The organism is Ruegeria sp. CDSC042 (assembly GCF_059610745.1).
The window spans coordinates 19,444-46,260 of sequence record NZ_JBXWOF010000010.1 but is presented as its reverse complement, the minus strand read 5'-3'; the positions used below and the strand labels follow the sequence as shown (position 1 = coordinate 46,260).

Genomic DNA, 26,817 nt, shown 5'->3' with positions numbered 1-26,817 from the left:
CGCATCAGATAATCCCCAGCTCTTTGCCGACCTTGCCAAAGGCGGCCAGCGCACGGTCCAGCTCATCCTTTGTCAGCGTCGCATTCATCTGCGTTCTGATCCGTGCCTTACCGCGCGGGACGACGGGGAAGAAAAAACCCGAAACATAAACGCCTTCGTCAAACAGCTTTGCGGCCATGTCCTGCGCCAGTTGTGCTTCGCCCAGCATTACCGGGATGATCGGGTGTTCGCCCGGTAGAAGGTCAAAACCCAACTTTTCCAATCCCGCGCGCCAATACTTGGCGTTGCCGAACAGTTGCGCGCGCAGCATGTCGCCCTCTTCGACCAGACGGATGGCTTCGATCCCGGCAGCAACGATTGAAGGCGGCAGCGAATTTGAGAACAGATAGGGCCGCGCCCGCTGCCGCAGCAGGTCGATCACCGGCTGCGGCCCGGCGATATAACCGCCGATTGCCCCCCCAAGTGCCTTGCCCAAGGTTCCCGTCAGAATATCCACAGCGACACCGAAATGATCCGGTGTACCAGCCCCGTTCGGACCCATGAATCCGGTGGCATGGCAGTCATCGACCATGACAATGGCGTCATATTTGTCCGCCAGTTCGCGGATTTTCGGCAAGTTAGCCAGATAGCCATCCATCGAAAACACACCGTCTGTCGCGATCATGATGTGACGCGCGCCGTCCTCGCGTGCCTGCTTCAGCCAGGCCTCCAGATCGTTCATGTCGTTGTTCAGATAACGATAACGTTTGGCCTTGCACAACCGTACCCCGTCGATGATTGAGGCATGGTTCAGACTGTCCGAGATGATGGCGTCTTCAGGCCCTAACAAAGGCTCAAACAGCCCTCCATTGGCATCAAAACAGGCGGCAAACAGGATCGCATCGTCCTTATTCAGGAATTGTGCCAGCTTCTGTTCCAGCTCACGGTGAATGTCCTGTGTGCCACAAATAAACCGGACCGAGGCCATGCCGAACCCTTTGGGCTCCATCGCATCTTTGGCGGCGGCGATCAGTGCCGGATGATCGGCCAGACCCAGATAATTGTTGGCGCACAGATTGATGACCTGCCTGTCGCCCACAGTAATTTCGCCGCCCTGGGGCGAGGTGATCATTCGTTCACGCTTGTACAGACCCTCCGCTTCGATCTGCACGAGGGTGTCGGTGACATGGGACAGGAATGCATCTGACATGGCGATCTCCGTTCAACTGAGTCGCATGTCTAACATAACGGATGAAATTCCCAAATAGGGGAATTACAGTATGAAGGAAAAATTTCCGTAAAGGCGGAAATGCGCCGGTGTCAGGCGTTTTTGACGATCAGGAACACCCTTGCTGGCTTCTTGGCAGTAATTGAGTGCAGAACGTCGGCCGCGTATCGCGCGGTGTCGCCCTGGTTCAGTTCGCTGACGGCACTGCCCGAGGTGACGCGCACCGCACCTTCAAGTACCGTCAACTGTTCATGCGCGCCGCGGGCGTGTGGTTGGCTGTTCAGCGCGCCATCACTGTCAAAGCGGATATCGTAGACCTCGTGGCCACCGGCCTCTTCGGGCGGGGAGAGGATACGGATGCGGCAATTCTGGCCCATATTGTCGATGCTGGGCACTTCGTCGCTGCGCAGGGTTTCGATCTGATCGGCGTTATTGGCCTCTTCCAGCAGGCCAGCGAAGTCCACCTGCAGGGCGCGGGTCAGGTTCCACAGGGTCGAGATCGTCGGGCTGCTTTCACCGCGTTCGATCTGGCTGACCATGGATCGGGACACGCCGCTGAGATTGGCCACAGCTTCCAGCGACAGGCCTTTGGCGCGGCGGGCCTCTTTCAGGCGGGCGGGCAGGCGCGTCAGGATATCGTCTGAATTTTCCGTCATGACGGAATCTCATGCGCGTTTGGTGGCCTCATGTCAATTCCGCTTGTGACGGTACGTCCTATGGGACAGTTCCAATGGCTGGATGCATAGTGCCCGCAAATCCACGAGGAGAAGAGACATGAAAGATATCGTCATTCTTGATGGTGCGCGCACCGCGATTGGCACATTTGGTGGCGCCTTGGCTTCAACTGCGCCGATTGATCTGGCGACCGTTGTGACTGAAGCGGCGATGGAGCGATCTGGAGTTGCGCCCGAGCAAATCGGCAATGTGGTGTTTGGTCATGTCATTAATACCGAACCACGCGACATGTACCTGTCACGCGCTGCGGCCAAGCAGGCCGGTATCCCCGTTGAAACGCCCGCGATGAACGTAAACCGTCTGTGCGGGTCCGGTGCGCAGGCGATTGTGTCGGCGGTACAGTCCCTGATGCTGGGCGATGCTGAATTCGCTGTAGCTGGTGGCGCCGAAAGCATGTCGCGGAGTCCGTATATCGTGCCACAGGCACGCTGGGGAGCGAAGATGGGCGATGTCGCCTCGATGGATATGATGCTGGGTGCGTTGAACTGCCCGTTTGGCACTGGCCACATGGGCATTACGGCGGAAAACGTTGCTGATGAGCACCAGATCACACGTGAGCAGATGGATGAATTCGCGATGGCCAGCCAAACCCGTGCGGCGGCTGCGCTGGAGGCGGGGTATTTCCAAAGCCAGATCACGCCGGTTCAGGTCAAGGTCAAGCGCGACATGGTCGATTTTGTGGTCGACGAGCATCCCAAACAGACATCCGCCGAGGCGCTGGCCGGGCTGCGTCCTGCCTTCCGCAAGGAAGGTCGGGTGACGGCAGGCAACGCGTCGGGCATCAACGATGGTGCGGCCGCGATGGTACTGGCCACGGCGGAGGCGGCCGAGAAGGCGGGTCTGAAGCCGAAAGCGCGGATTTTGGGATATGGCCACGCGGGCGTACGCCCCGAGGTGATGGGCATTGGTCCGGTTCCTGCGGTGCAGAACCTGATGGCACGGACTGGTCTGACGCTGGATGATTTCGATGTGATCGAAAGCAACGAAGCTTTTGCCGCGCAAGCGTTGGCCGTGAACAAAGAGCTGGGCTTGGATGCCGCCAAGGTAAACCCGAATGGCGGGGCGATTGCGCTGGGCCATCCGGTGGGTGCAACCGGTGCGATTATAACGCTGAAAGCCCTGTATGAGCTGGAGCGCACGGGCGGGTCCAAGGGTTTGGTCACCATGTGCATCGGTGGCGGTCAGGGGATTGCCATTGCCTTTGAGCTGCTCTGAAACCGAACCAAGCAGGGGGGCTGTCTGGCCCTCATCGCGCCTGTGGCGCAATTCCCCCGAAGGTATTTTTGGCCGGATGAGGCGGGCGGGATTGGGTTTAGCTGAAGCTTGTCAGCAATAGGACGAGCGCCGCGCCGGTAGCGGCACCAATGGTGGCGGGCAAGGCAACGGACCATAGGCGCGACCGGGTCGGCTCATCCTTTTGGGTTTGGGAAATCAATGCGTTTTCCACCAGTGCTGGAAGCCGCGGACCAAACCGGGCCAGAACCATTGCTGTTTTGCCAAGATCGCGAAGTGCGGCGCGGGGGCCGATGGATTGTTTGATGTAGTCTTCGACCACGGGCCGGGCGACTTCCCAGATGTTCATTTGCGGGTCGAGTGAACGCGCGACGCCTTCGACCACAACCATTGTACGCTGAAGCAGGATCAGCTCGGTACGGGTTTCCATGCCGAAGCGTTCAGTGACTTCGAACAGATAGCTGAGCAACCGTCCCATTGAGATATGGGTGGCGTTCATACCAAAGATCGGCTCTCCAACCGCGCGCAGGGCACGGGCGAATTCATCGACATCCTGATTGGCAGGGACATATCCGGCCTCGAAATGCACCTCGGCCACGCGCTTGTAGTCGCGGCGGATAAAGCCAAAGAGAATCTCGGCATAGACCCGGCGCGTGTATTCGTCGATATGGCCCATGATGCCATAGTCATAGGCAATGATATCGCTATTTGCCGCGACCTTCAGGTTACCCTGGTGCATGTCGGCATGGAAATAGCCGTCGCGCAGAGCATGCAGCAGGAACAGGCGCAGCACGCGTTCGGCCAGATCGCGGCGGTCATGACCGGCTGCATCCAGTGCGCCATTGTCGCCCAGCGGGATACCATCTGCCCAGCTGAGAGTCATTACCCGACGCGCCGACAGGGACCAGACCACGGGGGGCAACCAGAATCCGGCATCGTCCTTGGTGTTAGCGGCATATTCCGAGGCAGCCGAGCTTTCCAGACGCAAGTCCAGCTCGCCACGCACGACGCCGTCGAAATGTTCGATCACTTCCATCGGGCGCAGGCGGCGCGCGCCGGGGGCGAAGAGTTGCACGATTCGGGCAGCAAAATAGAACGCATCAACATCCTTGCGGAAGGCACGTTCGATCCCCGGCCGCAAAACCTTGACGGCGACATCCTCGCCTGTGCTGACCAACTTGGCCTTATGGACCTGGGCGATTGAGGCGGCCGCAATCGGTTCGCTAAACTCATCGAATATCTCGACGACGGGTTGACCAAGCTCTTTCTCGACCTCGGCCATGGCCTCGGCCTTGGAGAACGGGGGCAGTTTGTCCTGCAGCACGCGTAGCTGTTCTGCCAGTTCGTCTCCAACCACGTCGGGCCGCGTGGACAGAACCTGACCGAATTTTATGTAGGCAGGTCCCAGGGCGGTGAGGGCACGGGTGGCTGGGGGCATCGACGGATCGCCTTTGTAACCCAGCCATTGAAAGGGTTTGCCCAGGGTGTGGGCCAGAACTCGCAGGGCACGTGGTGCTTCGAACGCGTCCAGAACGACATTCATGGCACCTGTCCGCTCCAGCGTCGCGCCGGTCCGGATCAAGCGGATGATATTGTGAGGGCCGCGCATCAGATTTTCCAGCCGGAATGCAGTGCGGCAATGCCCATGGTCAGGTTACGGTATTTCGCGTTGTCGAACCCGGCGGTGCGGACCATGTTCAGGAAAGTATCCTGATCCGGGAAATTACGGATCGATTCGACCAGATACTGATAGCTGTCAAAATCATTGGCGATCAGTTTCCCCATGCGCGGGATGACATTGAAACTATAGAGGTCATAGAGTTTCTGCAGCCCGTCATTGGGCAACTGGCTGAATTCCAAAACCATCAGGCGGCCGCCGGGTTTCAATACGCGGTAGGCCTCGTTCAATGCCTCTTGCGGGCGAGTCACGTTTCGGATGCCGAAGGAGATCGTGTAGACGTCAAAGGTGTTATCCTCGAACGGCAGGGCCATCGCATCGCCCACCACCCAATTCAGACTGTCTGACATCTGATCCGCCTCGGCCCGCTGTCGGCCTTCGATCAGCATCGGCTCGGTCAGGTCCAGAACGGTGGCATGGCCACGGCCTGCGCGTTTCAGGAACCGGAACGAGATATCGCCGGTACCGCCCGCCACATCCAGCAGGCGCTGACCGGGGCGTGGGGCCAGCCAGTCCATCATTGCGTCTTTCCAGATCCGGTGAATGCCCATCGACATGACATCGTTCATCACATCGTATTTTGAGGCGACCGAGTTGAACACGCCCTGCACGCGCCCGGCCTTGTCGGCCTCGCGCACGGTTTCGAACCCGAAATGAGTAGTCTTGTCGCTGTTGTCGGACATTTGCCTTGCCGTTTGTCGAATTTCGCCTCTGTTATAGGGCGATAAGAACCGGGCACAATGCGGCCCTTTGGAATAGGAGCCAGGAAATGCCCGAATTGCCCGAGGTCGAGACAGTAAAACGCGGCCTGTCCCCGGCGATGGAAGGTATCGTGATCGAACAGGCGGATGTGAATCGCCCCGATTTGCGCTGGCCGTTTCCTGACCGGATGGCCGAACGGCTGACCGGCCAGCGGGTCGATCGGTTGCGGCGGCGGTCCAAGTACATTCTAGCTGATCTTAGCAGTGGCGAAACGTTACTGATTCATCTGGGCATGTCCGGGCGGATGACGGTCTCGGGTGATCCACTGGGCCAATTTGCGCATACCCATCCCATGCCCGAGAAACATGACCATGTGGTGTTTCACATGGCCAATGGTGCCCGGATCACCTTCAATGACCCACGTCGGTTTGGTGCGATGGACCTGCTACCTACGGCAACCGCCGAGCATCATAAGCTGTTATCGGTCCTGGGACCGGAGCCTTTGGGCAATGATTTTCATGAACAGCATCTGATCGAAGCGTTCAAAGGCAAGAACACACCGGTCAAATCAGCGCTGTTGGATCAGGGAATCGTCGCAGGACTGGGCAATATCTACGTCTGCGAAGCGCTGTATCGGGGTCGAGTGTCGCCACGTCGCAAAGCGGGACAGATTTCTTCTACCCGCGTTGCCGCGTTGGTTCCGATCATCCGTCAAGTGCTGCAGGAAGCGATCGAGGCAGGTGGATCGTCGCTGCGGGATTTCCGGCAAGCCGATGGAGAACTTGGATATTTTCAGCACAGCTTTGATGTCTACGGGCGCGAGGGTGCGCCCTGCCGGACAGGGGGTTGCGGGGCAGAAATCAAGAGAATCACCCAGTCCGGTCGCTCATCCTTCTATTGTGTGCAATGCCAAAGATAGCTTGATCCAAGTTTTTCGCGTGGTAAGGAATCGTACCTGAACGGAACAACCGGAAGCTCTAACTCATGGCTTTTGAGACGATCATCGTCGAAATCGAAGACCACGTCGCCCTCATCAAACTCAACCGCCCCGATGCGATGAATGCGCTGAACACTCAGTTGCTGGGTGAATTGTGCACCGCGTTGGAAGAGGCGGATGGAAACGACAAGGTACGCTGCGTCGTCATCACAGGCTCGGACAAGGCCTTTGCCGCAGGTGCGGACATCAAGGAAATGTCCGAGATGAGCTTTGTTGACGTCTTCACTGTCAACCTGTTTGCCGAGGCCAACGATCGTATCTCGGCCATCCGCAAACCTATCATTGCAGCAGTTGCGGGTTATGCGCTGGGCGGTGGCTGTGAATTGGCGATGCTGTGCGATTTCATCATTGCCGCCGATACTGCCAAGTTTGGTCAGCCTGAAATCAATCTGGGCGTTATTGCAGGGCTGGGCGGCAGCCAACGTCTGACCCGGTTCGTCGGCAAGTCAAAATCGATGGACATGAATCTGACCGGTCGCTTCATGGACGCGGAAGAGGCTGAACGTTCTGGTCTTGTCAGCCGGATTGTACCGGCCAAGAAGTTGATCGAAGAAGCCATTGGCGTGGCCCAGAAAATTGCCGAGAAATCGCAACTGTCGACCATGGCGGCAAAAGAGGCGGTCAACCGCAGCTATGAAGTGCCGTTGAGCGAAGGTATGTTGTTCGAGCGCCGGGTGTTCCATTCGATGTTCGCCACCGAGGACCAGAAAGAAGGCATGGCAGCCTTTCTGGAAAAACGCTCGGCTCAGTTCCGGGACAAGTAAACCGGCCACGAAATATGTATCGAACAGGCGGGCTGAGCCCGCCTTTTTCTTGCCAGCGGTTCAGCAGTGAAGAATCGGCTTGGCAAAGCCTGAAAACTTGGCTATGCACCGCCGCTATACATGCGCGTGCGGCCCGCTTGGCCCGACTCACACTCGTGATTTCTGATCCGGTGCGGATATCCGCGGCGCGCATTCTACATAACCGTACCGAACAAAGGTCAGAGACACATGGCAAATTCGCCCCAGGCAAAAAAACGCGCTCGTCAAAACGAAAAGCGTTTCGCCGTTAACAAAGCGCGTCGTTCGCGTATCCGCACCTATCTGCGCAAAGTAGAAGAAGCAATCGCATCCGGTGACAAGGACGCAGCAACTGCCGCTCTGCGCGCAGCTCAGCCCGAACTGATGCGCGGCGTCACCAAAGGCGTCTTCCACAAGAACACAGCCTCCCGCAAAATGTCCCGTCTGTCGGCCCGCGTCAAAGCGCTGGGCTGAGTCTTTATGTGACCTAGGGTCACGTAAGCATGGCTGAACTATTCCGAAGGGCGTCGCATATCGCGGCGCCCTTTTGCTGTTGCCAGAATACCGCGTCTTCACGTTGCCGAGAGATTCTTTCGCACAAAGACCCGAGTCAATATCAGAGTTTCGTTGCCGCAGACGTCGGCCTCTTGTTACCACTGATACAGCGATTCACTCGCTTGGGGGGACAGGCTGTTCCTGCGATTGTACTGACGGGCATCAGAGCGGTCGAGGAACGAATGTTGGCATCCGGATAAACCGGTTTGCTGATCTGCTGAGGGTCTTGGGGTAACCGAGGATCCGAGCCCTGTCTAAAGATAAGATTGCGAAGCGCAGGCCGCTTTTCGGGATATTCAGGTGCTGGATGTCACGAGTTTGGATTGTGCTGACTTTCAGGGACAAACCCGCCAAACTTCTGCGGTTTGGCGCATGGTATCCTTTTGCGAGTGACATCGTGATCCGGGCGACCGGGGCTTAGTAATAAGGCCGACAGGCCAATAAAGAATGGGATGCGTGAGGCGCTTAATGACACAAGAGAAATGGGGACTACTGCGTAACAAACTGCTCAAGGCGATCGGAAAGAACAACTATACCACCTGGATCGAGCCTCTTGAATTCCAAGAGCTGCAGGACGGTGTAGCGGTGTTCTCGGTTCCGACGAACTTTATGGGCAATTATGTGAGCCAGAATTTTGCGGATCTTATCCTGTATGAGATGAACACCGCTGGAGAATCTGTACAGCGCCTCGCGTTCCGAGTGGCAGCGAACTCGCCGGTACGTCCTTCGAACGACGTGGCAACTGCGCCTGCCCGCGTTCAGGAAGCGCAAACGCAGACTTTATCCGCGACCGCGAATGATGCGTTGGAATCCCTGCAGGCGGCGCCGTTGGATTCTCGTTTCACGTTTGACAGCTTTGTGGTCGGCAAACCCAACGAGCTGGCCCATGCCGCCGCGCGTCGTGTGTCCGAAGGTGGCCCCGTGACTTTTAACCCGCTGGTTCTGTATGGCGGTGTCGGCCTGGGTAAAACCCACCTGATGCATGCCATCGCTTGGGAACTAAAGACCAAACATCCCGAATTGAATGTTCTGTACCTGTCGGCGGAACAGTTCATGTACCGCTTTGTGCAGGCGCTGCGGGAACGCCGGATGATGGACTTCAAACACCTGTTCCGTTCGGTCGATGTGCTGATGGTTGATGACGTCCAGTTTATCGCTGGAAAGGATTCGACTCAGGAAGAGTTCTTTCACACCTTCAACGCGCTGGTAGACCAGAACAAACAGATCATAATCTCGGCCGACCGCGCTCCGGGCGAGATCAAGGACCTGGAGGACCGTGTGAAATCACGCCTGCAATGTGGTCTGGTCGTTGATCTGCATCCCACTGATTACGAACTGCGTCTGGGCATCCTGCAAACCAAGGTTCAGCAATACAGCCGCACCTATCCTGACGTGACTATCGTAGATGGTGTGCTGGAATTCCTGGCCCATCGCATCTCGACCAATGTGCGTGTTTTGGAAGGGGCCTTGACCCGGCTATTTGCCTTTGCCTCGCTTGTCGGGCGCGAGATCGACATGGAGCTGACGCAGGATTGCCTGGCGGACGTGCTGCGCGCGTCAGAACGCAAGATTACCGTCGAAGAGATTCAGCGCAAAGTGTCAGAATATTACAATATCCGCCTTAGCGACATTATAGGCCCCAAGCGTTTGCGCTCCTATGCGCGCCCGCGTCAGGTGGCGATGTATCTGTGCAAACAGCTGACCAGCCGCTCTTTGCCCGAGATTGGCCGTCGGTTTGGCGGACGCGATCACACCACGGTCATGCATGGCGTCAAACGCATCGAAGAACTGAAGACAACCGATGGCCAAATCGCCGAAGACGTGGAAATGCTGCGTCGCGCGCTGGAAGCCTGAGTATCTTCTAGGCATTAAACAGGCGCCCCGGATCCTGATAGCCGGGGCGTTTTTTTGTGCGCAATAGTCCACGGTTGGCTATGAACTGTGACCGCAGGGTCACGCGCCTCTTGACCCTGCGGGCAAACCGACTCAGAAATCCATAAAAAATCCTTGTGCCTCAGGGCGGAGGCGCTAACGTGCCAGTCCCGCCCATTTTCGGCACGCAAGTCAGAGGAATTAAGGGTATGAAGATCAGCATCGAACGCGGCACCCTTCTCAAGGCCGTTTCCCAGGCCCAATCCGTCGTCGAACGACGCAACACGATCCCTATACTTGCTAATGTTCTGATCGAGGCCGAAGGCGATCAGGCCATGTTCCGCGCCACCGATCTGGATATCGAAGTGGTCGACAAGGCCCCTGCGCAGGTGGAAAAGGCCGGCGCCACCACGGTTGCCGCCACAACCCTGCACGAGATTGTGCGCAAACTGCCCGATGGCGCGCTGGTCACCCTGACCGCCGACAGTGCGGCAGGTCGTCTGACGGTTGAAGCCGGGCGATCGAACTTCTCTCTGGCGACTCTGCCGAAAGAAGATTTCCCAGTTATGGCCTCATCGGAATACCAGTCGAACTTTACGGCTTCGGCAGCATTGCTGCGCCGTTTGTTCGACAAATCGAAATTCGCCATCTCAACCGAAGAGACGCGGTACTATCTGAATGGCGTCTATATGCATGTTTCAGATGGCTCCGAAGGCGGCAAGGTGCTGCGCTGTGTGGCCACAGATGGTCACCGTCTGGCGCGCATTGACGCAGACCTTCCGGATGGGGCTGCGGACATGCCCGGCGTGATCGTGCCGCGCAAAACAGTGGGTGAGTTGCGCAAGCTGTTGGACGATGACGAGATGGATATCGCCGTTTCCGTCAGCGAAACCAAGGTGCGCTTTGCAACGCCGGATATCACGCTGACCTCGAAGGTGATCGACGGCACATTCCCCGACTACACACGGGTCATCCCGCAGGGCAACACGCGGCAACTGGAAGTGGATGCGGCTGAGTTTGCGCAGGCCGTCGACCGGGTTGCGACGGTCTCGTCGGAACGTTCGCGCGCGGTCAAGCTACAGCTGGACACGGATAAGTTGGTTCTTTCGGTCAATGCACCGGACAGCGGTGCAGCCGAGGAAGAATTGGCCGTCGCATATTCAGATGAACGGCTCGAGATCGGTTTCAACGCAAAATACCTGCTGGAAATTGCTTCTCAGGTAGATCGCGAAAACGCGGTGTTCCTGTTCAACTCCGCTGGTGATCCGACCCTGATGCGCGAAGGCAATGACCTGAGCGCGGTCTATGTGGTCATGCCGATGCGTGTCTGATCGGCTTTGGGGGCTGATCGCTGAGGAAAGAGAGGGGTCATGACCTTGGCCCTGACCGAACTGACGGTCTCGCATTTTCGCTCTCACAAACTGGCGCGTTTGTCGCTGGATGGCCGTCCGGTTGCCATTCACGGACCTAACGGCGCGGGTAAGACCAATATCCTTGAAGCTGTTTCGATGTTTTCACCCGGCCGCGGCATGCGGCGGGCCAGTGCAGCCGAGATGACGCGTCGGCCCGAGGCGCTGGGCTGGAAGCTGTCCGGTCTGCTGCAAGCGCAGGGCCAGAGCTATGAGATCGAGACTTGGTCCGAAGCTGGCGCAGCGCGGCAGGTTCGGATAGATGGCAAATCCGCCAGTCAGATCGATCTGGGCAAGCTGGCGCGGGTCGTCTGGCTGATCCCGTCGATGGACCGGCTGTGGATTGAAGGCGCCGAGGGGCGGCGGCGGTTTCTGGATCGCATCGCGCTCAGCTTTGATCCTGCCCACGCCGAAGCCTCACTGATTTATGAAAAATCCATGCGCGAACGCAACCGGCTGCTGAAAGAACAGGTGCGCGATGCCCATTGGTACGCCGCGCTCGAGGGGCAGATGGCCGAAACCGGGCATCGCATCCATGTGGCGCGCATGGCCGCTCTGGATCATCTGCGCACAGCACAGGATCAGGCCGAAACGGGTTTTCCATCGGCTGATCTTGAGCTGGTTCAAACCGAAGGTGCGATGCCGGAAACGGCGGATGATCTGCGTGAGGCGCTGAATGAAAGCCGCTTTCGCGATCTGGCGGCGGGGCGCACACTGGTCGGGCCACACCGGTCTGACCTGTACGGCGTCTTTGCCGCCAAGGGCGTTCCGGCCAAGGATTGCTCGACCGGTGAGCAAAAGGCGCTGCTGGTCTCGCTGATCCTGTCCAACGCGCGCGCTTTGGCCGGGATGATCGGGGCACCGCCGATTGTGTTGCTGGATGAGGTCGCGGCCCATCTGGATGCCGGGCGCCGCGCCGCGCTCTATGATGAGATTTGCGCGCTGGGCGCTCAGGCCTGGATGACGGGCACAGGGCCTGAGCTGTTTTCGGAATTAGGGGACCGGGCCCAGACCCTGGTTGTCACCGAAGGCGATGAGGGCTCGGTCGTCGATTAGGCCGGTTCGCTGACCTTACGTTCCCACAAGAAGCCGCGCATTACTTCGTCAACTGGGGTTTGTGCCATGTGGTTGACGTAGTTCGACATGGTTTTCTGCGCTAGGCCCAGCACCACGTCCAACACGGCGCGGTGCGAAAAACCAGCGTCAAAGAAGGCTTGCAGCTGCGCCTCGGTGGGATTGCCACGGGTCTGCATCATCTGCAGCGTAAATGTCCGCAGCGCCTCGAGCTTGGCATTGGGCAGCGCGGTTTCGTTGCGCAGTGCCTCGGTGATGTCATCCGATACCTTCATCATCTTGGCGATGCCGGTGTGGGCGGGCACGCAATAGTGGCACTCGTTTTCCACATTGATGGTCTGCCAGACAACGGTTTTTTCGTCATTGTCGAAATCGGTCTGCATGAAGAGGCCGTGCAGAACCTGATAGCCTTCCAGATGTTGCGGGCTTTCGGCCATCACTTTGTGCAGGCCGGGCAGGCGGCCAAAGGCGGCCTGAGATTTTTCCAGCAGAGGTTTGGACCCCTCAGGCGCAGTGGTCAGGTCGTGGGATGGGAAATCGGCCATGTGGATGCTCCATTTTTTGATGTCTGAGTCGGAAATAGTCTTTCTTGAGCGGTCACTCAAGTATATATTTGAGTGATCGTTCAAGAATTGGTGATGTCGATGCCCCGCAAACCTACCTATGACCGAGACGCGCTGGTCGCCCGGGCCCGCGACATATTCTGGCGCTACGGCTGGGCTGGGACGTCGTTGAAAGATCTGGAGCGCGAGCTGAAGTTGAAACCGGGCAGTTTCTATGCGGCCTTTGGGTCAAAAGACGCGCTTTATGCGCTGGCGCTGGAACGTTACACGCAGGACGGTGTAGCGCGGCTGACAGCGCTGGCAGAAGACATCGGGCCGCTGGCCGCGTTAAAGACGCAGCCGCAGATTGTGATCGATTCCAGCCAAACGCCGGTGCAGGCCTGTATGCTCGCCAAGACCTTTGCCGAATTGCAGGCAAGGGATCACCAGCTAGCGCATAAAGCCAGCCGGCATATGGCTGAGATGAAGCAATGTTTTGCAACGCTGTTTAGGCAGGCGCAACAGGCCCGAGAGATCGGTCCTGACCACGATCCAGAGCGGCTTGCGGCGCGCTATCAATCCGACCTGTTGGGCCTGCGATTGTCCGCTGAACGCAGCGACGTCAACGCCAAGGAAATCGCCGCAGATATCGCCGCAGACCTCGATCAGCTTTGATCGGCTGAAAATCCAAACTCTGGCACAAAATATTGGGGGATCGCGTGACATTCCCCACCAGAGAACGTATAAGTTACCAAAATAATATAGGTACTAACGGCATGTCCGAAGACGCACAGGCACCGCAGGAATACGGCGCGGATTCAATCAAGGTTCTCAAAGGCTTAGAGGCAGTTCGAAAGCGCCCCGGCATGTATATCGGTGACACCGATGACGGCTCGGGTCTGCACCATATGGTGTATGAGGTTGTCGACAACGGAATTGACGAAGCTCTGGCCGGTCATGCCGACCATGTGACAGTGAAAATTCACGCCGATTCCAGCGTCTCAGTCAGCGACAACGGTCGCGGGATTCCGGTGGATATCCATCCCGAAGAAGGCGTGTCCGCCGCCGAGGTCATCATGACCCAGCTGCATGCGGGCGGTAAGTTCGACAGCAACTCGTACAAAGTGTCTGGTGGTCTGCACGGCGTGGGCGTTTCGGTTGTGAATGCGCTGTCCAACTGGTTGGAACTGCGCGTCTGGCGCAAGGGCAAAGAACATGTTGCCCGGTTCGAAGGGGGCGAAACCGTCGAGCATCTGAAAGTGGTCGGTGAATGTGGTGACCGTACGGGGACCGAGGTGCGCTTTCTGGCCTCGACTGATACGTTCTCGAACCTCGAATACTCGTTCGAGACGCTGGAAAAGCGCCTGCGCGAGCTTGCCTTCCTGAATTCGGGTGTGCGGATCATCCTGGTCGACGAACGCCCCGCAGAACGGCTGGAAACCGAGCTGTTTTATGAGGGCGGCGTGAAGGAATTCGTCAAATACCTCGACCGGTCAAAGTCGTCTGCCATGCCCGAGCCGATCTATATCAAGGGTGAGCGGGACGATATCGGTGTCGAAATCGCGATGTGGTGGAATGACAGCTATCACGAGTCGGTTCTTCCCTTTACCAACAACATACCTCAGCGCGATGGCGGTACTCATATTGCGGGTTTCCGGGGTGCGCTGACCCGCACGATCAACAACTATGCCCAATCTAGCGGCATTGCGAAAAGGGAAAAGGTCAGCTTTACCGGCGATGACGCGCGCGAGGGCCTGACCTGCGTGTTGTCGGTCAAAGTACCGGATCCAAAGTTTTCCTCACAGACCAAAGACAAGCTGGTCAGTTCCGAGGTCCGCCCGGCGGTCGAAGGAATGGTGAACGAGAAGCTGGCTGAATGGTTTGAAGAAAACCCAAATGAAGCCAAAATCATCGTCGGCAAAATCATCGAGGCTGCTCTGGCCCGTGAAGCCGCACGAAAAGCCCGTGAACTGACCCGCCGCAAAACGGCGATGGATGTGAACTATCTGGCCGGCAAGCTGAAGGATTGTTCCGAGAAGGACCCGTCAAAGACCGAAGTTTTCCTGGTCGAGGGGGACTCGGCTGGCGGCTCGGCTCAGACAGGTCGGGATCGTTTGACACAGGCCGTGTTGCCGCTGCGTGGGAAAATCCTGAACGTGGAGCGTGCACGGTTCGACCGGATGCTGTCGAGCCAGGAAATCGGTAATTTGGTAATGGCGCTGGGCACGGGCATTGGCCGCGATGAGTTCAATATCGAAAAGCTGCGCTACCACAAGATCGTTATCATGACGGATGCGGATGTGGATGGCGCACATATCCGGACGCTGTTGTTGACCTTCTTCTTCCGGCAGATGCCAGAGCTGATCGAGGGCGGATACCTGTATATCGCGCAGCCGCCGCTTTATAAGGTCGCGCGCGGTAAGTCCGAGGTGTATCTGAAAGATCAGGCGGCACTGGATGACTACCTGATCAATCAGGGCGTCGAGGGTGCGGTGCTGAAACTGGGTTCGGGCGAGGAATTGACCGGCCAGGACTTGGCGCGCGTGGTTGACGAAGCGCGCCAGCTGAAACGCGTACTGGATGCATTCCCGACGCACTATCCGCGCCACATTTTGGAACAGGCCGCCGTGGCCGGTGCCTTTGTCCCCGGTGCGGTTGATGCCGATCTGCAAGGTGTGGCCGACAAGGTCGCAGCCCGTCTTGACCTGATCGCATTGGAATACGAACGTGGCTGGCAGGGTCGGATCACGCAGGATCACGGCATCCGCCTGGCTCGTATCTTGCGCGGCGTTGAAGAGGTGCGTACGCTGGACGGCCCGATGCTGCGCTCGGGCGAAGCGCGCAAGACCGGCAGCTTTACCCAAAGCCTGCAGGAGATCTATAACACATCCGCAACCCTGATCCGCCGCGACCGGTCGCAGGCCATCCACGGTCCGCTGGACCTGTTGCGTGCCATTCTAGAAGAGGGTGAAAAGGGCTTGTCCCTGCAGCGCTATAAGGGACTGGGCGAGATGAACCCAGATCAGCTGTGGGAAACCACGTTGGACCCGGATGCACGGACGCTGTTGCAGGTGCGGGTGAATGATATGCTCGAAGCAGATGACCTGTTTACTAAATTGATGGGCGATGTCGTGGAACCGCGCCGTGAATTCATACAGAAAAATGCTCTGAGCGTCGAAAACCTGGACTTCTGAATTTTGTAGGGGCGCGCACAAACCTTCACGCACCCCATAAGTTTGCACGATTTGCTCATAAGCCTGCATTGTTTCGCGATAATGGTGCAGAGAAAAGTGAGCAAATCGCCTTACGCGAGTGCCGAAGGATAGATTTCAGCTTCTCCAGGATTGAACACCTGATCGCGATGCTAGATCAGGTTCTCCTTGTGCCCAGCAGTTAGACTAGAGATCCGCTTGGAATGTCCGGACAACGAGCTCAATGCCGGCGCGGACAGTTTACTCGAAAACCTAGGCGTCCCATCGTCCTTGAAAGTCACCAGACCCTTGTCGAATGCTGCGTCCCATAATGCTGACAGCAAAATTCCGTTGTGGACGTCCAACCGCTCAGCATCAGTTTCGCAGTCTTTCCACGGCTTAATGTGTGAGGCTCTAGGTCATGTTGACAAATGGCGGATCTAGAGGCGGATTGAAGTGATATCCACGAAGCCGAGGAAGCTTTCGGCTGTCTTATCATAGCGGGTAGCCACCCGCCGAGCATTCTTCAGTTTGTTGAAACATCTCTCGACCAGGTTTCTCAGCCGGTAGAGGGGCCAATCCAACCCAATGCGCCTCTTTCGGGACTTTCGCATTGGGATCACCGGTCGAATGCTTCGGCTGTGCAGTTCGGTGCGAATACGGTCGGCATCGTACTATTTGTCGGCCAGGAGCTCGACTGGCTCCGGCAGGTTGTCGTCCATAACCCGATCAAACCAAGATAGTCCGATGTCTGGCCGGGTTGTGATGTCAGTTCTCATCGGCAGCCCAGCGGCATTTACCCGGAGGTGGATCTTGGTCGTGAAGCCGCCTTTTGAGCGGCCAAACCCTGTTGCGGAGTCCCCCTTTTGCGCCCGCTGCCTCCCTCTCGGGACATTGCTGGCGCAATGCCCTGCCGGGCAATGGATGATGGGCACGAACCACTGCACTGTCGACCATCTGAAGAGCGTCAGGAACGATCCTGCTCCCGGTCAAGGCTTCCAGGATCTGTTCCCAGAGCCCCGCGAGAGTCCATCGGCGGAACTGTCGGTAGACACTCGACCACTTCCCAAACTCCTCAGGCAGGTCTCGCCATGGGGCACCTGTACGTGCAATCCAGAAAACGCCATCAAGAACAAGGCGGTGATTGGTCGGTCTGCGCCCATTCGGGGAACGGACCGAAAGGATAAACCGTACAAAGAACGCCCACTCTTCGTCCGGCATTAGATTTCGTGCCAAGCTGGCCTCCATCGCAGATACCGGCTTGAATCACGATCAGCGGGCGCTGTGAATCCCTTTTGTCAACACGACCTAAGGTACTATAGGCGACGACTTGAACCCCAAGGAGAACCAGGCCGAATACATGGATGAGTTCACGAATTCGACCTTCATAATCAAGCATCAGAATTGACACGATCTGGCCGATGCAAATTGCTGCAACAAATAGTCCAATATCAAAAACCAAAAAGTTGCGCTCAAGTATCGCTGTGTATGCCGTGAATACTGTCACAATCGAAATAGCAGTAGTTGCGAGGCTAAATCCCTTAGCACTAAATACGTCCCTTCTTGTAAGTTGGGGTGGAAGCGGCATCAGGCAGGCCAAAAAAATCCTGGCCAAAAAGCCAGCTTTAAGTGTTCCCAAATTGACTCGTTGACAGCTGCCACAAGCGCCACTGGTGCCCAACTTCCCAGCAAAACATATACAAAGTACAGCCCGGATCTGAGTAGGATCATCAGGATCGCCCCAATCGCTTCGAGCCAAACTATTCGGGATGAGGTTTCCAGCATGTTTGGATCCCCCAATCCAGATTGTCGTATACTTTGCTTAGATTCTCAAAAGTGAAATGCCCACAGGACATAGAAGGTCGACAAATAGCTTTCACCGCCCATGGTGAGCGGCGATGCCCAAGTCCTTGTAAGAGTTTCGTAAAGTTGGCCCTCATCGATTTTCAAACCGCAGTTGCGGTCATTGCCATGCGCTACAATAGACCGTAGGCTTGATTAAAAACCGGGGTAGAGCATGCACGCTAAAAGGTGGGTTATATTATCGGCTGGATTTATTGCTCTGGCCATGGCGTCGTGTTCAGACCTGTATCCTGACGCCGATGTCATGCCCACTCGCGCTGATGGAGCGGCCTTTTTCTCAGAAAACTGTACTTCTTGTCATGGTGTGGATGGTAGAGGCGGTGGCCCGGCAAGCAGCGGTCTTTCTGTTGCGCCAACAGATTTGACAACATTGAGCGCGAAGAACGGAGGCACTTTCCCTCAAGCACGCGCACTTAGCTACATCTACGGCGACCCGGAAAACAGCCATCTTGCTCGGGTTATGCCGGAGTTTGGCGGGGAAATGGCGGAAGACCTGGTTCCGGTTGAAATCGAGGGTGTCTTGACGCCCACTCCGCGGGAATTAGCGGGTTTATTGTTCTTCTTAGAAAGTATCCAACAGTAGATTAGTGATCTTGGCGTTAGATCAGAAATTGACAGTTTGTCGGTGTTCTGGATTTGCACCTTTTTTGACCAGGTGACTATTGCAGACCCAGCATTGTGAAGCGCCGTGGTCTGCTATGCGTAAGCAGTCACTCAAAATAATCTGGCCGAATTGGCGTGCCGAGCCCAATTCTGGCAAACTGCGAGTTGACATATGATTTATGTCAAAGAGCCGAGCACCGTCACATGCTAAATACCGAATGTTAAATGGTGAAGCTGTTCTGAGCTCGCTGCTGCCTGTCCCCATCAATCGGTTTTGGGCCACAGGATAGCGAACGTTATATGGTAAAGGACCGACGTTGACCGGAGGAAGATGTCGGTTCATTTTTGTTGTAGAAACTCTCGTTTAGCAAAGGACCTCCAGCTTATGAGGTACTTTATGATCGCTGCAAGCATGGGCATTTCTTCGGTTGCAACGATATCTGCGGCCGACGAGTTTTCGGACCTTGGGAAAGACCTTTTTGTCGAGCATTGCGCCAGGTGTCACGGAGTCGATGCGACAGGAGATGGGCCTGACGCCACTGATTTGAAAACACAGCCTGCTGATTTAACAAAGATTTCCGAACGCCGGGGGGGCGTGTGGCCCATGTTGGAGGTCATGTCGATCTTGGACGGTTATTTGAAATTACAAGAACCACGCGATGACATGCCGATAATCACCGAATTGAATGACGGCCCTGCTGTCGAATTCGATACGGGCAACGGTTTGGTTGCGCGTATTCCTTCCAGACTTATCGAAATTGCTGAGTATTTGGAGAGTATTCAGTCTCCGAAGCCGGAACGGTATGTTCCGTGAAGTTCTGCTCCACAGCTAAGTACGCTAAAGAGTGCTGCGTTGAGTGCCCTGATCTCGCTATTCTTGCCGGAGGCGGAAACAGCAAGGGAGACACGAATTTGCCAGATGCTGTACGACGTATGAGTGACCAGAAGCTAACACTAAGCTGCCATCAGACCACCAGCTTCGCCTGCGATATCGACTATGCAGTCATCGCCGGTCTGAATGCGATTTGCCGGACTTTCCCCTCGGAGTTCTGAATTGGGTGAGGTTAACCAGAATGCGCATTGCCACGGCGTCATTTCACGTGGCAGGGCTTTCAACACTTTTTCCATCAAAGGAAGCGGGGTTCCATCCTCAGCAAACTGGAAAGATGGATAGGCGTTGGCCCCTTTGTAAGGCAAAGAAAGTACCTTCCCGGTTCTTGTCCAGATATCGGCTATCCGCGTGATCTGCCAGGAGCCATTTTGCCATTGTGCGTGCACGCCGGCATCGTCCAACAACGAATACTCAAGCGCAAAATCATCCATCCGGATGTCATTGACTGCGCTCCAATGTCCCTCGAAACTATGCAAATACATCTACTTACTCACCGAACTCACTAACAACTCATGAAACGATACTGACAAGAAATCGTTCTAGCCAAAGTTAAGAAGTTCACATTGGGCGAATTAAACTTCAGCTAACCTCGTTTTTTTTAACCTAGCGCGCTGAAATTATTGTTGGTTTGCTTACAACGGCCCGCCGTACTGATGCTAATAAAACCAGTTCTGAATTCGAGGCTTTGTTACTCATTGGGGTGGTAATCCTCACAAGCTGAGGGCATTGGCCATGGATCTACCGAACCAATCTCTGGTTTGTGAGTGATCAACATCTACGTATTGGACAAAGCCGCCAGTCAATCTGTCCAGTGTTGGAAACTAGTGCCGAGGGTGAACTTTCTTTTCTACGATCACGATCCTCTTCGTCTGACAGTCCCGCAAAAAGACAAAAGGTCCCGATCCTAAGATTGGCGTGACACCAAGCGCGATGGGGAGGTTTTGCATTTCTACCGATCTAAATTCCTTTCTCAGGTCACAATACGGACTGATCATTCCAAAAATTCTCTACCGCCACCTTGAATTTCTGGACCGACCATTCCACATCTTGCTCATGAGCAAAGAAACTCTCGCAGTTGGCGACATCAAATCACCCGCAGGCCCGGGTAGGCCTCGCGCCTTTGACGAAGCTGAGGCTTTGGAAAAAGCCTTGTGCGTTTTTTGGCACAAGGGCTACGAGACCGCATCTGTGGATGATCTGACCAAGGCCATGGGTTTGAGCCGGTCCAGCTTCTATGGAACGTTCGTCAACAAGCAGACTTTGTTTCACAAAGCCCTCAGGCACTATTCAAGGCGTGGTTTGAAAAATCTGCGTGACGTTGCAGATGCGGGCGGAAATGATCCCGTTGGTGCGATAATGGAAGCTTTGGCGAACCCGCAAGGCGGTCGTGACGGCTGCATGCTGATCAATTGCCTAACGGAACTTGCCCCGCATGACAATGAAGTGGCGGCTCTCGGGCGACAGCATTTGGAGAGTATTGACGAGATTATTGCAAGAGCGCTTGAGCCTTCGGATCCGGGACAGGTACTCGACAAGGCACGCGCCTTTGCCTCCCTTGCAATCGGCACACTAGCCTTGCGCAAAGCGGGTGTTCCCGCGGATCAGATATCACAAACCCTGAAACAAGCCCGGTTGGTGATTTCGCCATAAGGCCTCCCCTAAAAATAAGGGTATGAAACGTAACACAAACTCAAACAAGAGACAGTGACCCTAATATTGGACTAATTGGTCCAATAATATCTGAACGAAGTTTACCAAAGAAGGAAGCAGCAATGGCTGATGAAAAACTGTTCTCCGGCATCAAAGCTGGTGCAATCGAGCTGAAAAACCGCGTTGTCATGGCGCCACTGACCCGCAACCGGGCAAGAGCCGAAGATGACAGCGTCCATGAATTGCAGACCAAGTACTACGTGCAACGGGCGGGTGCTGGATTGATCATCACGGAAGCTTCGCAAATCTCGCCCCAAGGCAAAGGCTATGCCTGGACGCCTGGCATTTATTCCGAAACGCAGATCGACGGCTGGAGAAAAGTGACTGAGGCCGTCCATGCTGAGGGTGGCAAGATTGTGATCCAGCTTTGGCATGTGGGCCGGATTTCGCATACAAGCTTACAGCCGGATGGCGGTGCCCCTGTTGCGCCATCTGCGATCGGCGCTAAGGCCAAGACCTTTGATGGTGAGCAGTTCGTCGAAACATCTGAGCCGCGGGCTCTGGCCGTCGAAGAAATTGCTGGCATTGTTGCCGACTACCGGAGGGCCGCGGAAAACGCCAAGGAGGCCGGTTTCGACGGTGTCGAGGTCCATGCAGCCAACGGATACCTCATCGATCAGTTCCTGCGGGACGAGTCCAACAAGCGTGAAGACGAATACGGCGGTCCTGTCGAGAACAGAGCACGGTTTCTGAAAGAGGTCATGGACGCAGTTGTTGACGTGTGGGGCGCCGACCGTGTTGGTGTCCGCCTAAGCCCGTTCTCGGACGCCAACAACATCTCCGACAGCGACCCGCAGGCGACATTCACTCATGCGGTCAAATTGCTGAATGGGTATGGGCTGGCCTATCTCCATCTCGTGGAAGGACAGACCGGCGGCCCGCGCGATATTCCGGAAGGTGGCGATCTGAAGATGCTCTATGATCTGTTTGATGGCGCGAAAATGGGCAACAACGCTTATGACCGAGACATGGCGATTGAAGCGGTTGAAACCGGAGCCGTCGATCTGGTGGCCTTTGGCCGGCCGTTTATTTCCAACCCTGATCTTGTCAACCGGTTGGAGAAAGGCGCCGCTCTGAATGAGCTCGATCCAACCACGCTCTACGGCGGCAATGAAAAAGGGTACACCGACTACCCGGTACTGGAAGAGAAAGCTGTTGCCGCAGAGTGATACATCGCTCTTAACTCTGTAGTGACAAGCAATACCAAGCAAAGTGAGCGCGTCGGTTTGGACGCGCTCACTTGGCAATTACGGGAATATCCATTCTTGAAGCGAGGATCTATCACAAGCCCTCGAAAGAACTGCTTCCCTATGATCAGGGTCGAATATTTCCAATAAGAATTTACTCTTGATTGAGAAACGCCCGGTTCTAGTTGAAGAAGATGTGTGGTGACTACGATCAATTGAGCGCGTTTCTCGAACCGCGCAATGTTATGGGCAAATCGTGCAAACTTGTGCGCAAAAGTCTTCAATTTTTGTGAGTAAAATCGATGGCGGCGATGCAGCGTTATGAGAACACCTACAATTTTTATGGGTGCGCGCCAATTTGCAGTGTCAGAACCCCTGCGCCGCGTTTGCACGTGATACGTCACGGAACTGCGCGGTCTTGGCCCGCGACTGATCTCCATGTGTTTTGACCGGTTATTCTGACGCGGAGGTCTGCGCGACGTAGTCTGCTATCGCAGCGCGGCTGCCATGTCTCCAGATCTTGGTCAGCCAAAAAGAAAAGGCCTGACCAAAGCGGGTTTCACGGCCAATCTCGCCGTAATACTGATCCTGCTCGATCCACAGTTTCGGATCATCTCTGGACGCCAGCGCGATGTGCTGAAGAGCGTCCCAATGGGGGTCGTTTGGCGCAATTTCAGACCCATCCTCGCGCCTGCCTGCACACATCCGGCACCAGAATGCCTCGGCCAGGGCCAGCCCGCTGGGGGCAGGGCCCGAGGCAACTGCGTCACGCAGCGAAGGCAGCAAGAAACCGGGATGCCGTGAGGATCCGTCAAACGCGACGCGGCGCGTGGTGTCATGGATGGCGGTGTTTGCAAATCGCTTTTCGACCAGATCAAGATATTCACTTGGTTTAGCGCCGGGGACAGCAGCGACATGTGGGAGGATTTCTTCTGCCTGAACTTTAGCGAAAAACGCCAGGATATCAGAGTCCTGCATGCATCGTGAAATCGTCGGGACGTTCAGGATTTCTCCGACATTCGCAAGCAGCTGATGACCGCCGTTCAAAATACGCAGTTTCATCGTCTCATAGCTATGAACATCGTGGGTCAGTGTGACACCGACTTGTTCGAGCGGCGGACGCCCTGCGCAAAAATTGTCCTCGATCACCCATTGGCGAAAGTTTTCATGTGAGACAGGGACGCGGTCATCGATTCCAAGTCCGTGGCATTGCGAAACAACCTGCTCTGTCGTAGCGGGTACAATGCAATCCACCATCGAATTGGGAAATGCGCCATATTGGTCGATCCATGTGGCTAGATTCGGGTCAGACATACGCGCCAAACCAACAATGCAGTTTCGCAGGATCACCCCGTTGCCCTGAAGGTTGTCGCAGCTGAGTGTGGTAAAGGGTTTCAAACCCTCCTTCTTGCGCTGTCGAAGAGCTGCAACAATGGCGCCAAACGCGGTTCGCGGCTGGTCTGGATGGGCGGCATCGTATCGAATGTCTTCGTGATCGGCGTTGAACGCGCCGGTATTGGCGTCCAGAAAATAGCCGCCCTCGGTCACTGTAAGCGACACAATCCGGATGGACGGATCGGCCATCTGCCGGATCAGCGTCGCATTGCCCTCTTCGATTGGCAGGTAGTCGATCATGGCTCCGACAATTTCGGCGGATATTCCCTTTGGGTCCAGCTCGATCAGTGTTGTCAGAAAGTCCTGCGCCAGCAACCTCTCTCGCATTTCGGCATCATAGCTGCGGACACCGGCCCCGATGATCGCCCAGTCCAGTGCTTGGCCCTGTTGCATCAACTGGTGGATATACCAGGCCTGATGCGCGCGGTGAAAATTGCCCAGCCCGATATGGACGATGCCGGGTTTCAGGTCTGTGGGCAGGTAATTCGGTGTCCTGACAGTCGCAGGCATATCTGCAAAGCTGTCGCGCCGCAGCCGCACCGGGGGATTTGCGTTTGCCAGAGGGTTCATCAGCTCATCCAGTTCCCGCCGTCGACATTGTAGGTTTGCGCGACGATATACTGCGCCTCGTCCGAGGCCAGAAACACGGCCATTCCGGTCAGGTCTTCGGCACGGCCCATCCGTCCGTGCGGCACCGCTGCGGCTACTTCGCGTTTCTTCTGCCCGGGCTCTTTGCCCTCATGCTTTGCAAAAAAGGCGTCCACACCATCCCAGTGTTCGCCATCGACAACCCCCGGAGCAATGGCATTTACGTTGATGCCGTGTTGGATCAGGTTCAGCCCTGCAGATTGGGTAAGCGAAATGATAGCGGCTTTGCTTGCGCAATAGACGGCGACCAGAGGCTCGCCCCGTCGTCCGGCTTGCGATGCCATGTTGATGATCCGGCCTTTGGTCCCGTGTTCGATCATGTGGCGCGCGACGGCCTGCATCGTGAACAAGGCGCCCGAGACATTGATGTCAAAGACGCGGTTGTAGTCGGCACGCTCGATTTCGATGATGGGTGCTGCGGTAAAGATGGCAGCGTTATTGATCAGAATGTCGATGGGACCGAAATGTGAAGCCGTCTTTGCCACCGCGGCATCGATGCTCTGCTGGTTGGTCACATCCGTCTCGATAGCCAAAGCGGCCTCACCGATTTCGGCGGCCGCGGCTTGCACGCGCGCGCCGTCAATGTCGGCCAGCGCGACACGGGCCCCTTCGGCAACATAGGCTTTGGCAAAGGCCAGTCCGATGCCACGCGCGGCCCCGGTAATCAGGGCGGTTTTACCGACCAGACGTGTCATTCGATCCGCAGGCCCTTTGCGTCAAACCGATGGATCACATCCGCGCGTGGCGTCAGATAGATGCGGTCGCCGTGGTTGAAGCCAACTTCACCCCCCGCTCGTACGGTGATCGTGTCCGCAAGGCCGGTTTCGTGAATGTGGAAGAACGTGTCCGAGCCCAGATGTTCGGAAACCCCAACCACCCCGGACCAGGTGCCGGAACTGTCGGATACCTCCAGATGCTCGGGGCGGACCCCGATCGTGTGGGCGTCATGTTTCGCGGCCTCTTCGCCCGCAATGAAGTTCATTTTGGGTGATCCGATAAAGCCCGCGACGAATAGGTTTCGGGGAGTTTTATACAGCTCGAGCGGGCTGCCGACCTGTTCGATCACACCGGCCTGCAGCACGACGATCTTGTCGGCCATCGTCATCGCCTCGACCTGGTCGTGGGTCACATAGATCATCGTGGTTGCAAGGCGCTTGTGCAGCTCGCTGATTTCAAGCCGCATTCCAACGCGCAAGGCGGCGTCGAGGTTCGAGAGTGGCTCGTCAAACAGAAACGCCGCAGGCTCACGTACGATGGCGCGGCCAATGGCAACGCGCTGGCGTTGACCCCCGGACAGTTGGCCCGGTCGGCGATCCAGGTAATCGGTCAGGTTCAGGACATCAGCAGCGCCTTCTACGCGGCGGTCAATCTCGGCCTGATCCAGCTTGGCCATGCGTAGCGGGAATGCGATGTTCTTGCGCACCGTCATATGCGGGTACAGCGCGTAGGATTGGAACACCATTGCCAGACCGCGCTTTGCGGGCGGCACATCGGTGGCATCCGCCCCGTCAATGTCGATATTGCCCGAGGTGATATCCTCCAGCCCGGCAATCAGCCGCAACAAGGTGGATTTACCACAGCCCGAGGGGCCGACGAAGACAGTGAACTCGCCATCTTGAATGGTCAGGTCCAGCGGCGGAATGACTTCAACGTCGCCAAATTTCTTGGTCACGGATTTGAGTTGAATGCGTCCCATGCGGAGTTTTCCTTATTTCACGGCGCCGAAGGTCAGGCCGCGGACAAGTTGTTTCTGGCTGAACCAGCCAAGGATCAGGATTGGTGCGATTGCCATGGTCGATGCCGCGCTGAGTTTGGCAAAGAACAGGCCCTCGGGGCTGGAGTAGCTGGCGATGAAGGCCGTCAGCGGTGCCGCGTCGACTGCGGTCAGGTTGAGGGTCCAGAACGCCTCGTTCCAGGCGAGGATAAAGTTCAACAGGATGGTCGAGGCGATACCGGGCACCGCCATCGGCGTCAGCACGTAAAGGATTTCTTCCTTCAGCGTTGCCCCGTCCATGCGGGCGGCTTCCAGGATCTCGCCGGGGATTTCGCGGAAATAGGTGTACAGCATCCAGACAATGATCGGCAGGTTGATCAGCATCAGAACCACCACCAGACCCGCGCGGCTGTCCAAAAGCCCAAGCCGGATGAACAGCAGGTAGATCGGGTATAGAACACCGACCGCAGGCAGCATCTTGGTGGACAGCATCCACAGCAGGATGTCCTTGGTGCGTTTTGATGGCACAAAGGCCATCGCCCAGGCGGCGGGCACCGCGATGATCACGCCCAATATGGTCGAACCACCCGCGATGATGACCGAATTCCACAGGAACCGCATATAGTCCGAGCGTTCCTGAACGATGGCATAGTTTTCCAGCGTCCAGTCAAAGTTCAGAAACAGCGGCGGGCTGGCGATGGCCTGTGCTTCGGTTTTGAAGCTGGTCAGGATGGTCCAGAGGATCGGGAAAAAGATCAGCAGACCAACGGCCCATGCCAGGGCGGTGTTAAGCGACTTGCGACGGGGTGTAACTGAGCGGCTCATATC

Annotated in this window: 26 protein-coding genes and 1 pseudogene; 13 read left to right on the top strand and 14 right to left on the bottom strand. The window is 56.4% G+C overall.

All coding sequences use genetic code 11. The features are described 5' to 3' along the window. Positions 1-4: 4 nt before the first annotated feature. Together AC2FHX_RS17465 and AC2FHX_RS17460 are read right to left on the bottom strand one after the other, a co-directional pair. Positions 5-1,189, bottom strand: a complete 1,185-nt coding sequence (locus AC2FHX_RS17465; protein WP_496692735.1) for a glycine C-acetyltransferase — start codon at positions 1,187-1,189, stop codon at positions 5-7. A gap of 110 nt (positions 1,190-1,299) precedes the next feature. Continuing rightward, complete coding sequence (locus AC2FHX_RS17460) at positions 1,300-1,863, bottom strand: helix-turn-helix domain-containing protein (RefSeq protein ID WP_271950762.1); 564 nt, start codon at positions 1,861-1,863, stop codon at positions 1,300-1,302. A 118-nt stretch (positions 1,864-1,981) separates the two neighbouring features. Between AC2FHX_RS17460 and AC2FHX_RS17455 the strand changes: the two genes are divergently transcribed. Next, positions 1,982-3,157 carry an acetyl-CoA C-acyltransferase family protein gene (locus AC2FHX_RS17455; protein ID WP_496703117.1) on the top strand — a complete coding sequence of 392 codons (1,176 nt, stop codon included), beginning with the start codon at positions 1,982-1,984 and terminating at the stop codon, positions 3,155-3,157. 97 nt (positions 3,158-3,254) lie between these two features. Here the strand turns inward: AC2FHX_RS17455 and ubiB are convergent, their stop codons facing one another. Beyond that, the gene (gene ubiB / locus AC2FHX_RS17450; RefSeq protein ID WP_282022492.1) at positions 3,255-4,784 is read right to left on the bottom strand and encodes a 2-polyprenylphenol 6-hydroxylase; all 1,530 of its coding nucleotides are present in this window, start codon (positions 4,782-4,784) and stop codon (positions 3,255-3,257) included. After that, positions 4,784-5,536 carry a bifunctional demethylmenaquinone methyltransferase/2-methoxy-6-polyprenyl-1,4-benzoquinol methylase UbiE gene (gene ubiE, locus AC2FHX_RS17445; RefSeq protein WP_496689847.1) on the bottom strand — a complete coding sequence of 251 codons (753 nt, stop codon included), beginning with the start codon at positions 5,534-5,536 and terminating at the stop codon, positions 4,784-4,786. Before ubiE ends, ubiB begins: the two co-directional genes overlap by 1 nt. An 86-nt stretch (positions 5,537-5,622) precedes the next feature. Between ubiE and mutM the strand changes: the two genes are divergently transcribed. From mutM to recF, 6 genes are all read left to right on the top strand, one after another. Beyond that, a complete protein-coding gene (mutM, locus tag AC2FHX_RS17440; protein WP_496703119.1) occupies positions 5,623-6,474 on the top strand; it encodes a bifunctional DNA-formamidopyrimidine glycosylase/DNA-(apurinic or apyrimidinic site) lyase in 852 nt (283 codons plus the stop codon). 65 nt (positions 6,475-6,539) lie between these two features. Continuing rightward, positions 6,540-7,316, top strand: a complete 777-nt coding sequence (gene acuK, locus AC2FHX_RS17435; protein WP_142638228.1) for an acryloyl-CoA hydratase — start codon at positions 6,540-6,542, stop codon at positions 7,314-7,316. A gap of 228 nt (positions 7,317-7,544) precedes the next feature. Next, positions 7,545-7,808 (top strand): 30S ribosomal protein S20, encoded by a 264-nt coding sequence (rpsT, locus tag AC2FHX_RS17430; protein WP_142638226.1) that lies wholly within the window; start codon positions 7,545-7,547, stop codon positions 7,806-7,808. A gap of 549 nt (positions 7,809-8,357) precedes the next feature. Continuing rightward, the gene (gene dnaA, locus AC2FHX_RS17425) at positions 8,358-9,743 is read left to right on the top strand and encodes a chromosomal replication initiator protein DnaA (RefSeq protein ID WP_142638224.1); all 1,386 of its coding nucleotides are present in this window, start codon (positions 8,358-8,360) and stop codon (positions 9,741-9,743) included. A gap of 227 nt (positions 9,744-9,970) precedes the next feature. Continuing rightward, positions 9,971-11,092 (top strand): DNA polymerase III subunit beta, encoded by a 1,122-nt coding sequence (dnaN, locus tag AC2FHX_RS17420; RefSeq protein ID WP_142638222.1) that lies wholly within the window; start codon positions 9,971-9,973, stop codon positions 11,090-11,092. Between the two features lie 39 nt (positions 11,093-11,131). Beyond that, positions 11,132-12,226, top strand: coding sequence for a DNA replication/repair protein RecF (gene recF / locus AC2FHX_RS17415; RefSeq protein WP_142638220.1), 1,095 nt, complete (start codon positions 11,132-11,134; stop codon positions 12,224-12,226). Here the strand turns inward: recF and AC2FHX_RS17410 are convergent. Further along, positions 12,223-12,789, bottom strand: coding sequence for a carboxymuconolactone decarboxylase family protein (locus tag AC2FHX_RS17410; protein ID WP_496703122.1), 567 nt, complete (start codon positions 12,787-12,789; stop codon positions 12,223-12,225). The genes recF and AC2FHX_RS17410 overlap by 4 nt on opposite strands. Before the next feature lie 99 nt (positions 12,790-12,888). On the opposite strand from AC2FHX_RS17410, the gene AC2FHX_RS17405 reads away from it, so the two are divergent. Then, entirely contained in the window at positions 12,889-13,461 is a 573-nt protein-coding gene (locus AC2FHX_RS17405) for a TetR/AcrR family transcriptional regulator (protein ID WP_496703124.1), read from the top strand. Between the two features lie 101 nt (positions 13,462-13,562). After that, positions 13,563-15,980 (top strand): DNA topoisomerase (ATP-hydrolyzing) subunit B, encoded by a 2,418-nt coding sequence (gene gyrB / locus AC2FHX_RS17400; RefSeq protein ID WP_271950736.1) that lies wholly within the window; start codon positions 13,563-13,565, stop codon positions 15,978-15,980. Between the two features lie 170 nt (positions 15,981-16,150). Here gyrB and AC2FHX_RS17395 read toward each other — a convergent pair whose 3' ends face one another. From AC2FHX_RS17395 to AC2FHX_RS17380, 4 genes and pseudogenes are all read right to left on the bottom strand, one after another. Further along, the gene (locus AC2FHX_RS17395) at positions 16,151-16,381 is read right to left on the bottom strand and encodes an HNH endonuclease (protein WP_496703166.1); all 231 of its coding nucleotides are present in this window, start codon (positions 16,379-16,381) and stop codon (positions 16,151-16,153) included. Positions 16,382-16,417: 36 nt separating this feature from the next. Further along, positions 16,418-17,198, bottom strand: a pseudogene (locus tag AC2FHX_RS17390) (IS5 family transposase). Further along, positions 17,104-17,616, bottom strand: a complete 513-nt coding sequence (locus tag AC2FHX_RS17385; protein WP_496703126.1) for a DUF6512 family protein — start codon at positions 17,614-17,616, stop codon at positions 17,104-17,106. Before AC2FHX_RS17385 ends, AC2FHX_RS17390 begins: the two are co-directional and overlap by 95 nt. Beyond that, a complete protein-coding gene (locus tag AC2FHX_RS17380; protein WP_496731007.1) occupies positions 17,565-17,708 on the bottom strand; it encodes a DUF6512 family protein in 144 nt (47 codons plus the stop codon). The genes AC2FHX_RS17385 and AC2FHX_RS17380 overlap by 52 nt, the downstream gene beginning before the upstream one ends. Before the next feature lie 286 nt (positions 17,709-17,994). Here AC2FHX_RS17380 and AC2FHX_RS17375 point away from each other — a divergent pair, with 286 nt between their 5' ends. Beyond that, positions 17,995-18,423, top strand: coding sequence for a c-type cytochrome (locus tag AC2FHX_RS17375; RefSeq protein WP_496703130.1), 429 nt, complete (start codon positions 17,995-17,997; stop codon positions 18,421-18,423). Positions 18,424-18,774: 351 nt separating this feature from the next. Further along, on the top strand, positions 18,775-19,257 hold the full coding sequence (locus AC2FHX_RS17370) for a c-type cytochrome (RefSeq protein WP_496703743.1): 483 nt from the start codon (positions 18,775-18,777) through the stop codon (positions 19,255-19,257). Positions 19,258-19,397: 140 nt separating this feature from the next. Here the strand turns inward: AC2FHX_RS17370 and AC2FHX_RS17365 are convergent, their stop codons facing one another. Beyond that, a complete protein-coding gene (locus tag AC2FHX_RS17365; RefSeq protein ID WP_282022420.1) occupies positions 19,398-19,766 on the bottom strand; it encodes a hypothetical protein in 369 nt (122 codons plus the stop codon). Between the two features lie 622 nt (positions 19,767-20,388). On the opposite strand from AC2FHX_RS17365, the gene AC2FHX_RS17360 reads away from it, so the two are divergent. Both AC2FHX_RS17360 and AC2FHX_RS17355 read left to right on the top strand, forming a co-directional pair. After that, on the top strand, positions 20,389-20,985 hold the full coding sequence (locus tag AC2FHX_RS17360; protein WP_496703133.1) for a TetR/AcrR family transcriptional regulator: 597 nt from the start codon (positions 20,389-20,391) through the stop codon (positions 20,983-20,985). 122 nt (positions 20,986-21,107) lie between these two features. Continuing rightward, on the top strand, positions 21,108-22,214 hold the full coding sequence (locus tag AC2FHX_RS17355) for an alkene reductase (RefSeq protein WP_142639550.1): 1,107 nt from the start codon (positions 21,108-21,110) through the stop codon (positions 22,212-22,214). A 471-nt stretch (positions 22,215-22,685) separates the two neighbouring features. Here AC2FHX_RS17355 and AC2FHX_RS17350 read toward each other — a convergent pair whose 3' ends face one another. The 4 genes from AC2FHX_RS17350 to AC2FHX_RS17335 are packed head-to-tail and all read right to left on the bottom strand — an operon-like array spanning position 22,686 to position 26,814. Beyond that, the gene (locus tag AC2FHX_RS17350; RefSeq protein ID WP_496703135.1) at positions 22,686-24,197 is read right to left on the bottom strand and encodes a mannitol dehydrogenase family protein; all 1,512 of its coding nucleotides are present in this window, start codon (positions 24,195-24,197) and stop codon (positions 22,686-22,688) included. Further along, positions 24,197-24,970 carry an L-iditol 2-dehydrogenase gene (locus tag AC2FHX_RS17345; RefSeq protein ID WP_271951890.1) on the bottom strand — a complete coding sequence of 258 codons (774 nt, stop codon included), beginning with the start codon at positions 24,968-24,970 and terminating at the stop codon, positions 24,197-24,199. The genes AC2FHX_RS17350 and AC2FHX_RS17345 overlap by 1 nt, the downstream gene beginning before the upstream one ends. Continuing rightward, positions 24,967-25,971, bottom strand: coding sequence for an ABC transporter ATP-binding protein (locus AC2FHX_RS17340; protein ID WP_142639543.1), 1,005 nt, complete (start codon positions 25,969-25,971; stop codon positions 24,967-24,969). The genes AC2FHX_RS17345 and AC2FHX_RS17340 overlap by 4 nt, the downstream gene beginning before the upstream one ends. A gap of 12 nt (positions 25,972-25,983) precedes the next feature. After that, complete coding sequence (locus AC2FHX_RS17335; protein ID WP_142639541.1) at positions 25,984-26,814, bottom strand: carbohydrate ABC transporter permease; 831 nt, start codon at positions 26,812-26,814, stop codon at positions 25,984-25,986. Positions 26,815-26,817 lie beyond the last annotated feature (3 nt).

Coding starts and splice junctions, on each gene's coding strand:
- AC2FHX_RS17465 (WP_496692735.1), bottom strand. CDS start 1,189: ATGTCAGATGCATTCCTGTCCCATGTCACCGACACCCTCGTGCAGATC.
- AC2FHX_RS17460 (WP_271950762.1), bottom strand. CDS start 1,863: ATGACGGAAAATTCAGACGATATCCTGACGCGCCTGCCCGCCCGCCTG.
- AC2FHX_RS17455 (WP_496703117.1), top strand. CDS start 1,982: ATGAAAGATATCGTCATTCTTGATGGTGCGCGCACCGCGATTGGCACA.
- ubiB (WP_282022492.1), bottom strand. CDS start 4,784: ATGCGCGGCCCTCACAATATCATCCGCTTGATCCGGACCGGCGCGACG.
- ubiE (WP_496689847.1), bottom strand. CDS start 5,536: ATGTCCGACAACAGCGACAAGACTACTCATTTCGGGTTCGAAACCGTG.
- mutM (WP_496703119.1), top strand. CDS start 5,623: ATGCCCGAATTGCCCGAGGTCGAGACAGTAAAACGCGGCCTGTCCCCG.
- acuK (WP_142638228.1), top strand. CDS start 6,540: ATGGCTTTTGAGACGATCATCGTCGAAATCGAAGACCACGTCGCCCTC.
- rpsT (WP_142638226.1), top strand. CDS start 7,545: ATGGCAAATTCGCCCCAGGCAAAAAAACGCGCTCGTCAAAACGAAAAG.
- dnaA (WP_142638224.1), top strand. CDS start 8,358: ATGACACAAGAGAAATGGGGACTACTGCGTAACAAACTGCTCAAGGCG.
- dnaN (WP_142638222.1), top strand. CDS start 9,971: ATGAAGATCAGCATCGAACGCGGCACCCTTCTCAAGGCCGTTTCCCAG.
- recF (WP_142638220.1), top strand. CDS start 11,132: ATGACCTTGGCCCTGACCGAACTGACGGTCTCGCATTTTCGCTCTCAC.
- AC2FHX_RS17410 (WP_496703122.1), bottom strand. CDS start 12,789: ATGGCCGATTTCCCATCCCACGACCTGACCACTGCGCCTGAGGGGTCC.
- AC2FHX_RS17405 (WP_496703124.1), top strand. CDS start 12,889: ATGCCCCGCAAACCTACCTATGACCGAGACGCGCTGGTCGCCCGGGCC.
- gyrB (WP_271950736.1), top strand. CDS start 13,563: ATGTCCGAAGACGCACAGGCACCGCAGGAATACGGCGCGGATTCAATC.
- AC2FHX_RS17380 (WP_496731007.1), bottom strand. CDS start 17,708: ATGATCCTACTCAGATCCGGGCTGTACTTTGTATATGTTTTGCTGGGA.
- AC2FHX_RS17375 (WP_496703130.1), top strand. CDS start 17,995: ATGCACGCTAAAAGGTGGGTTATATTATCGGCTGGATTTATTGCTCTG.
- AC2FHX_RS17370 (WP_496703743.1), top strand. CDS start 18,775: ATGTCGGTTCATTTTTGTTGTAGAAACTCTCGTTTAGCAAAGGACCTC.
- AC2FHX_RS17365 (WP_282022420.1), bottom strand. CDS start 19,766: ATGGATGATTTTGCGCTTGAGTATTCGTTGTTGGACGATGCCGGCGTG.
- AC2FHX_RS17360 (WP_496703133.1), top strand. CDS start 20,389: ATGAGCAAAGAAACTCTCGCAGTTGGCGACATCAAATCACCCGCAGGC.
- AC2FHX_RS17355 (WP_142639550.1), top strand. CDS start 21,108: ATGGCTGATGAAAAACTGTTCTCCGGCATCAAAGCTGGTGCAATCGAG.
- AC2FHX_RS17350 (WP_496703135.1), bottom strand. CDS start 24,197: ATGAACCCTCTGGCAAACGCAAATCCCCCGGTGCGGCTGCGGCGCGAC.
- AC2FHX_RS17345 (WP_271951890.1), bottom strand. CDS start 24,970: ATGACACGTCTGGTCGGTAAAACCGCCCTGATTACCGGGGCCGCGCGT.
- AC2FHX_RS17340 (WP_142639543.1), bottom strand. CDS start 25,971: ATGGGACGCATTCAACTCAAATCCGTGACCAAGAAATTTGGCGACGTT.
- AC2FHX_RS17335 (WP_142639541.1), bottom strand. CDS start 26,814: ATGAGCCGCTCAGTTACACCCCGTCGCAAGTCGCTTAACACCGCCCTG.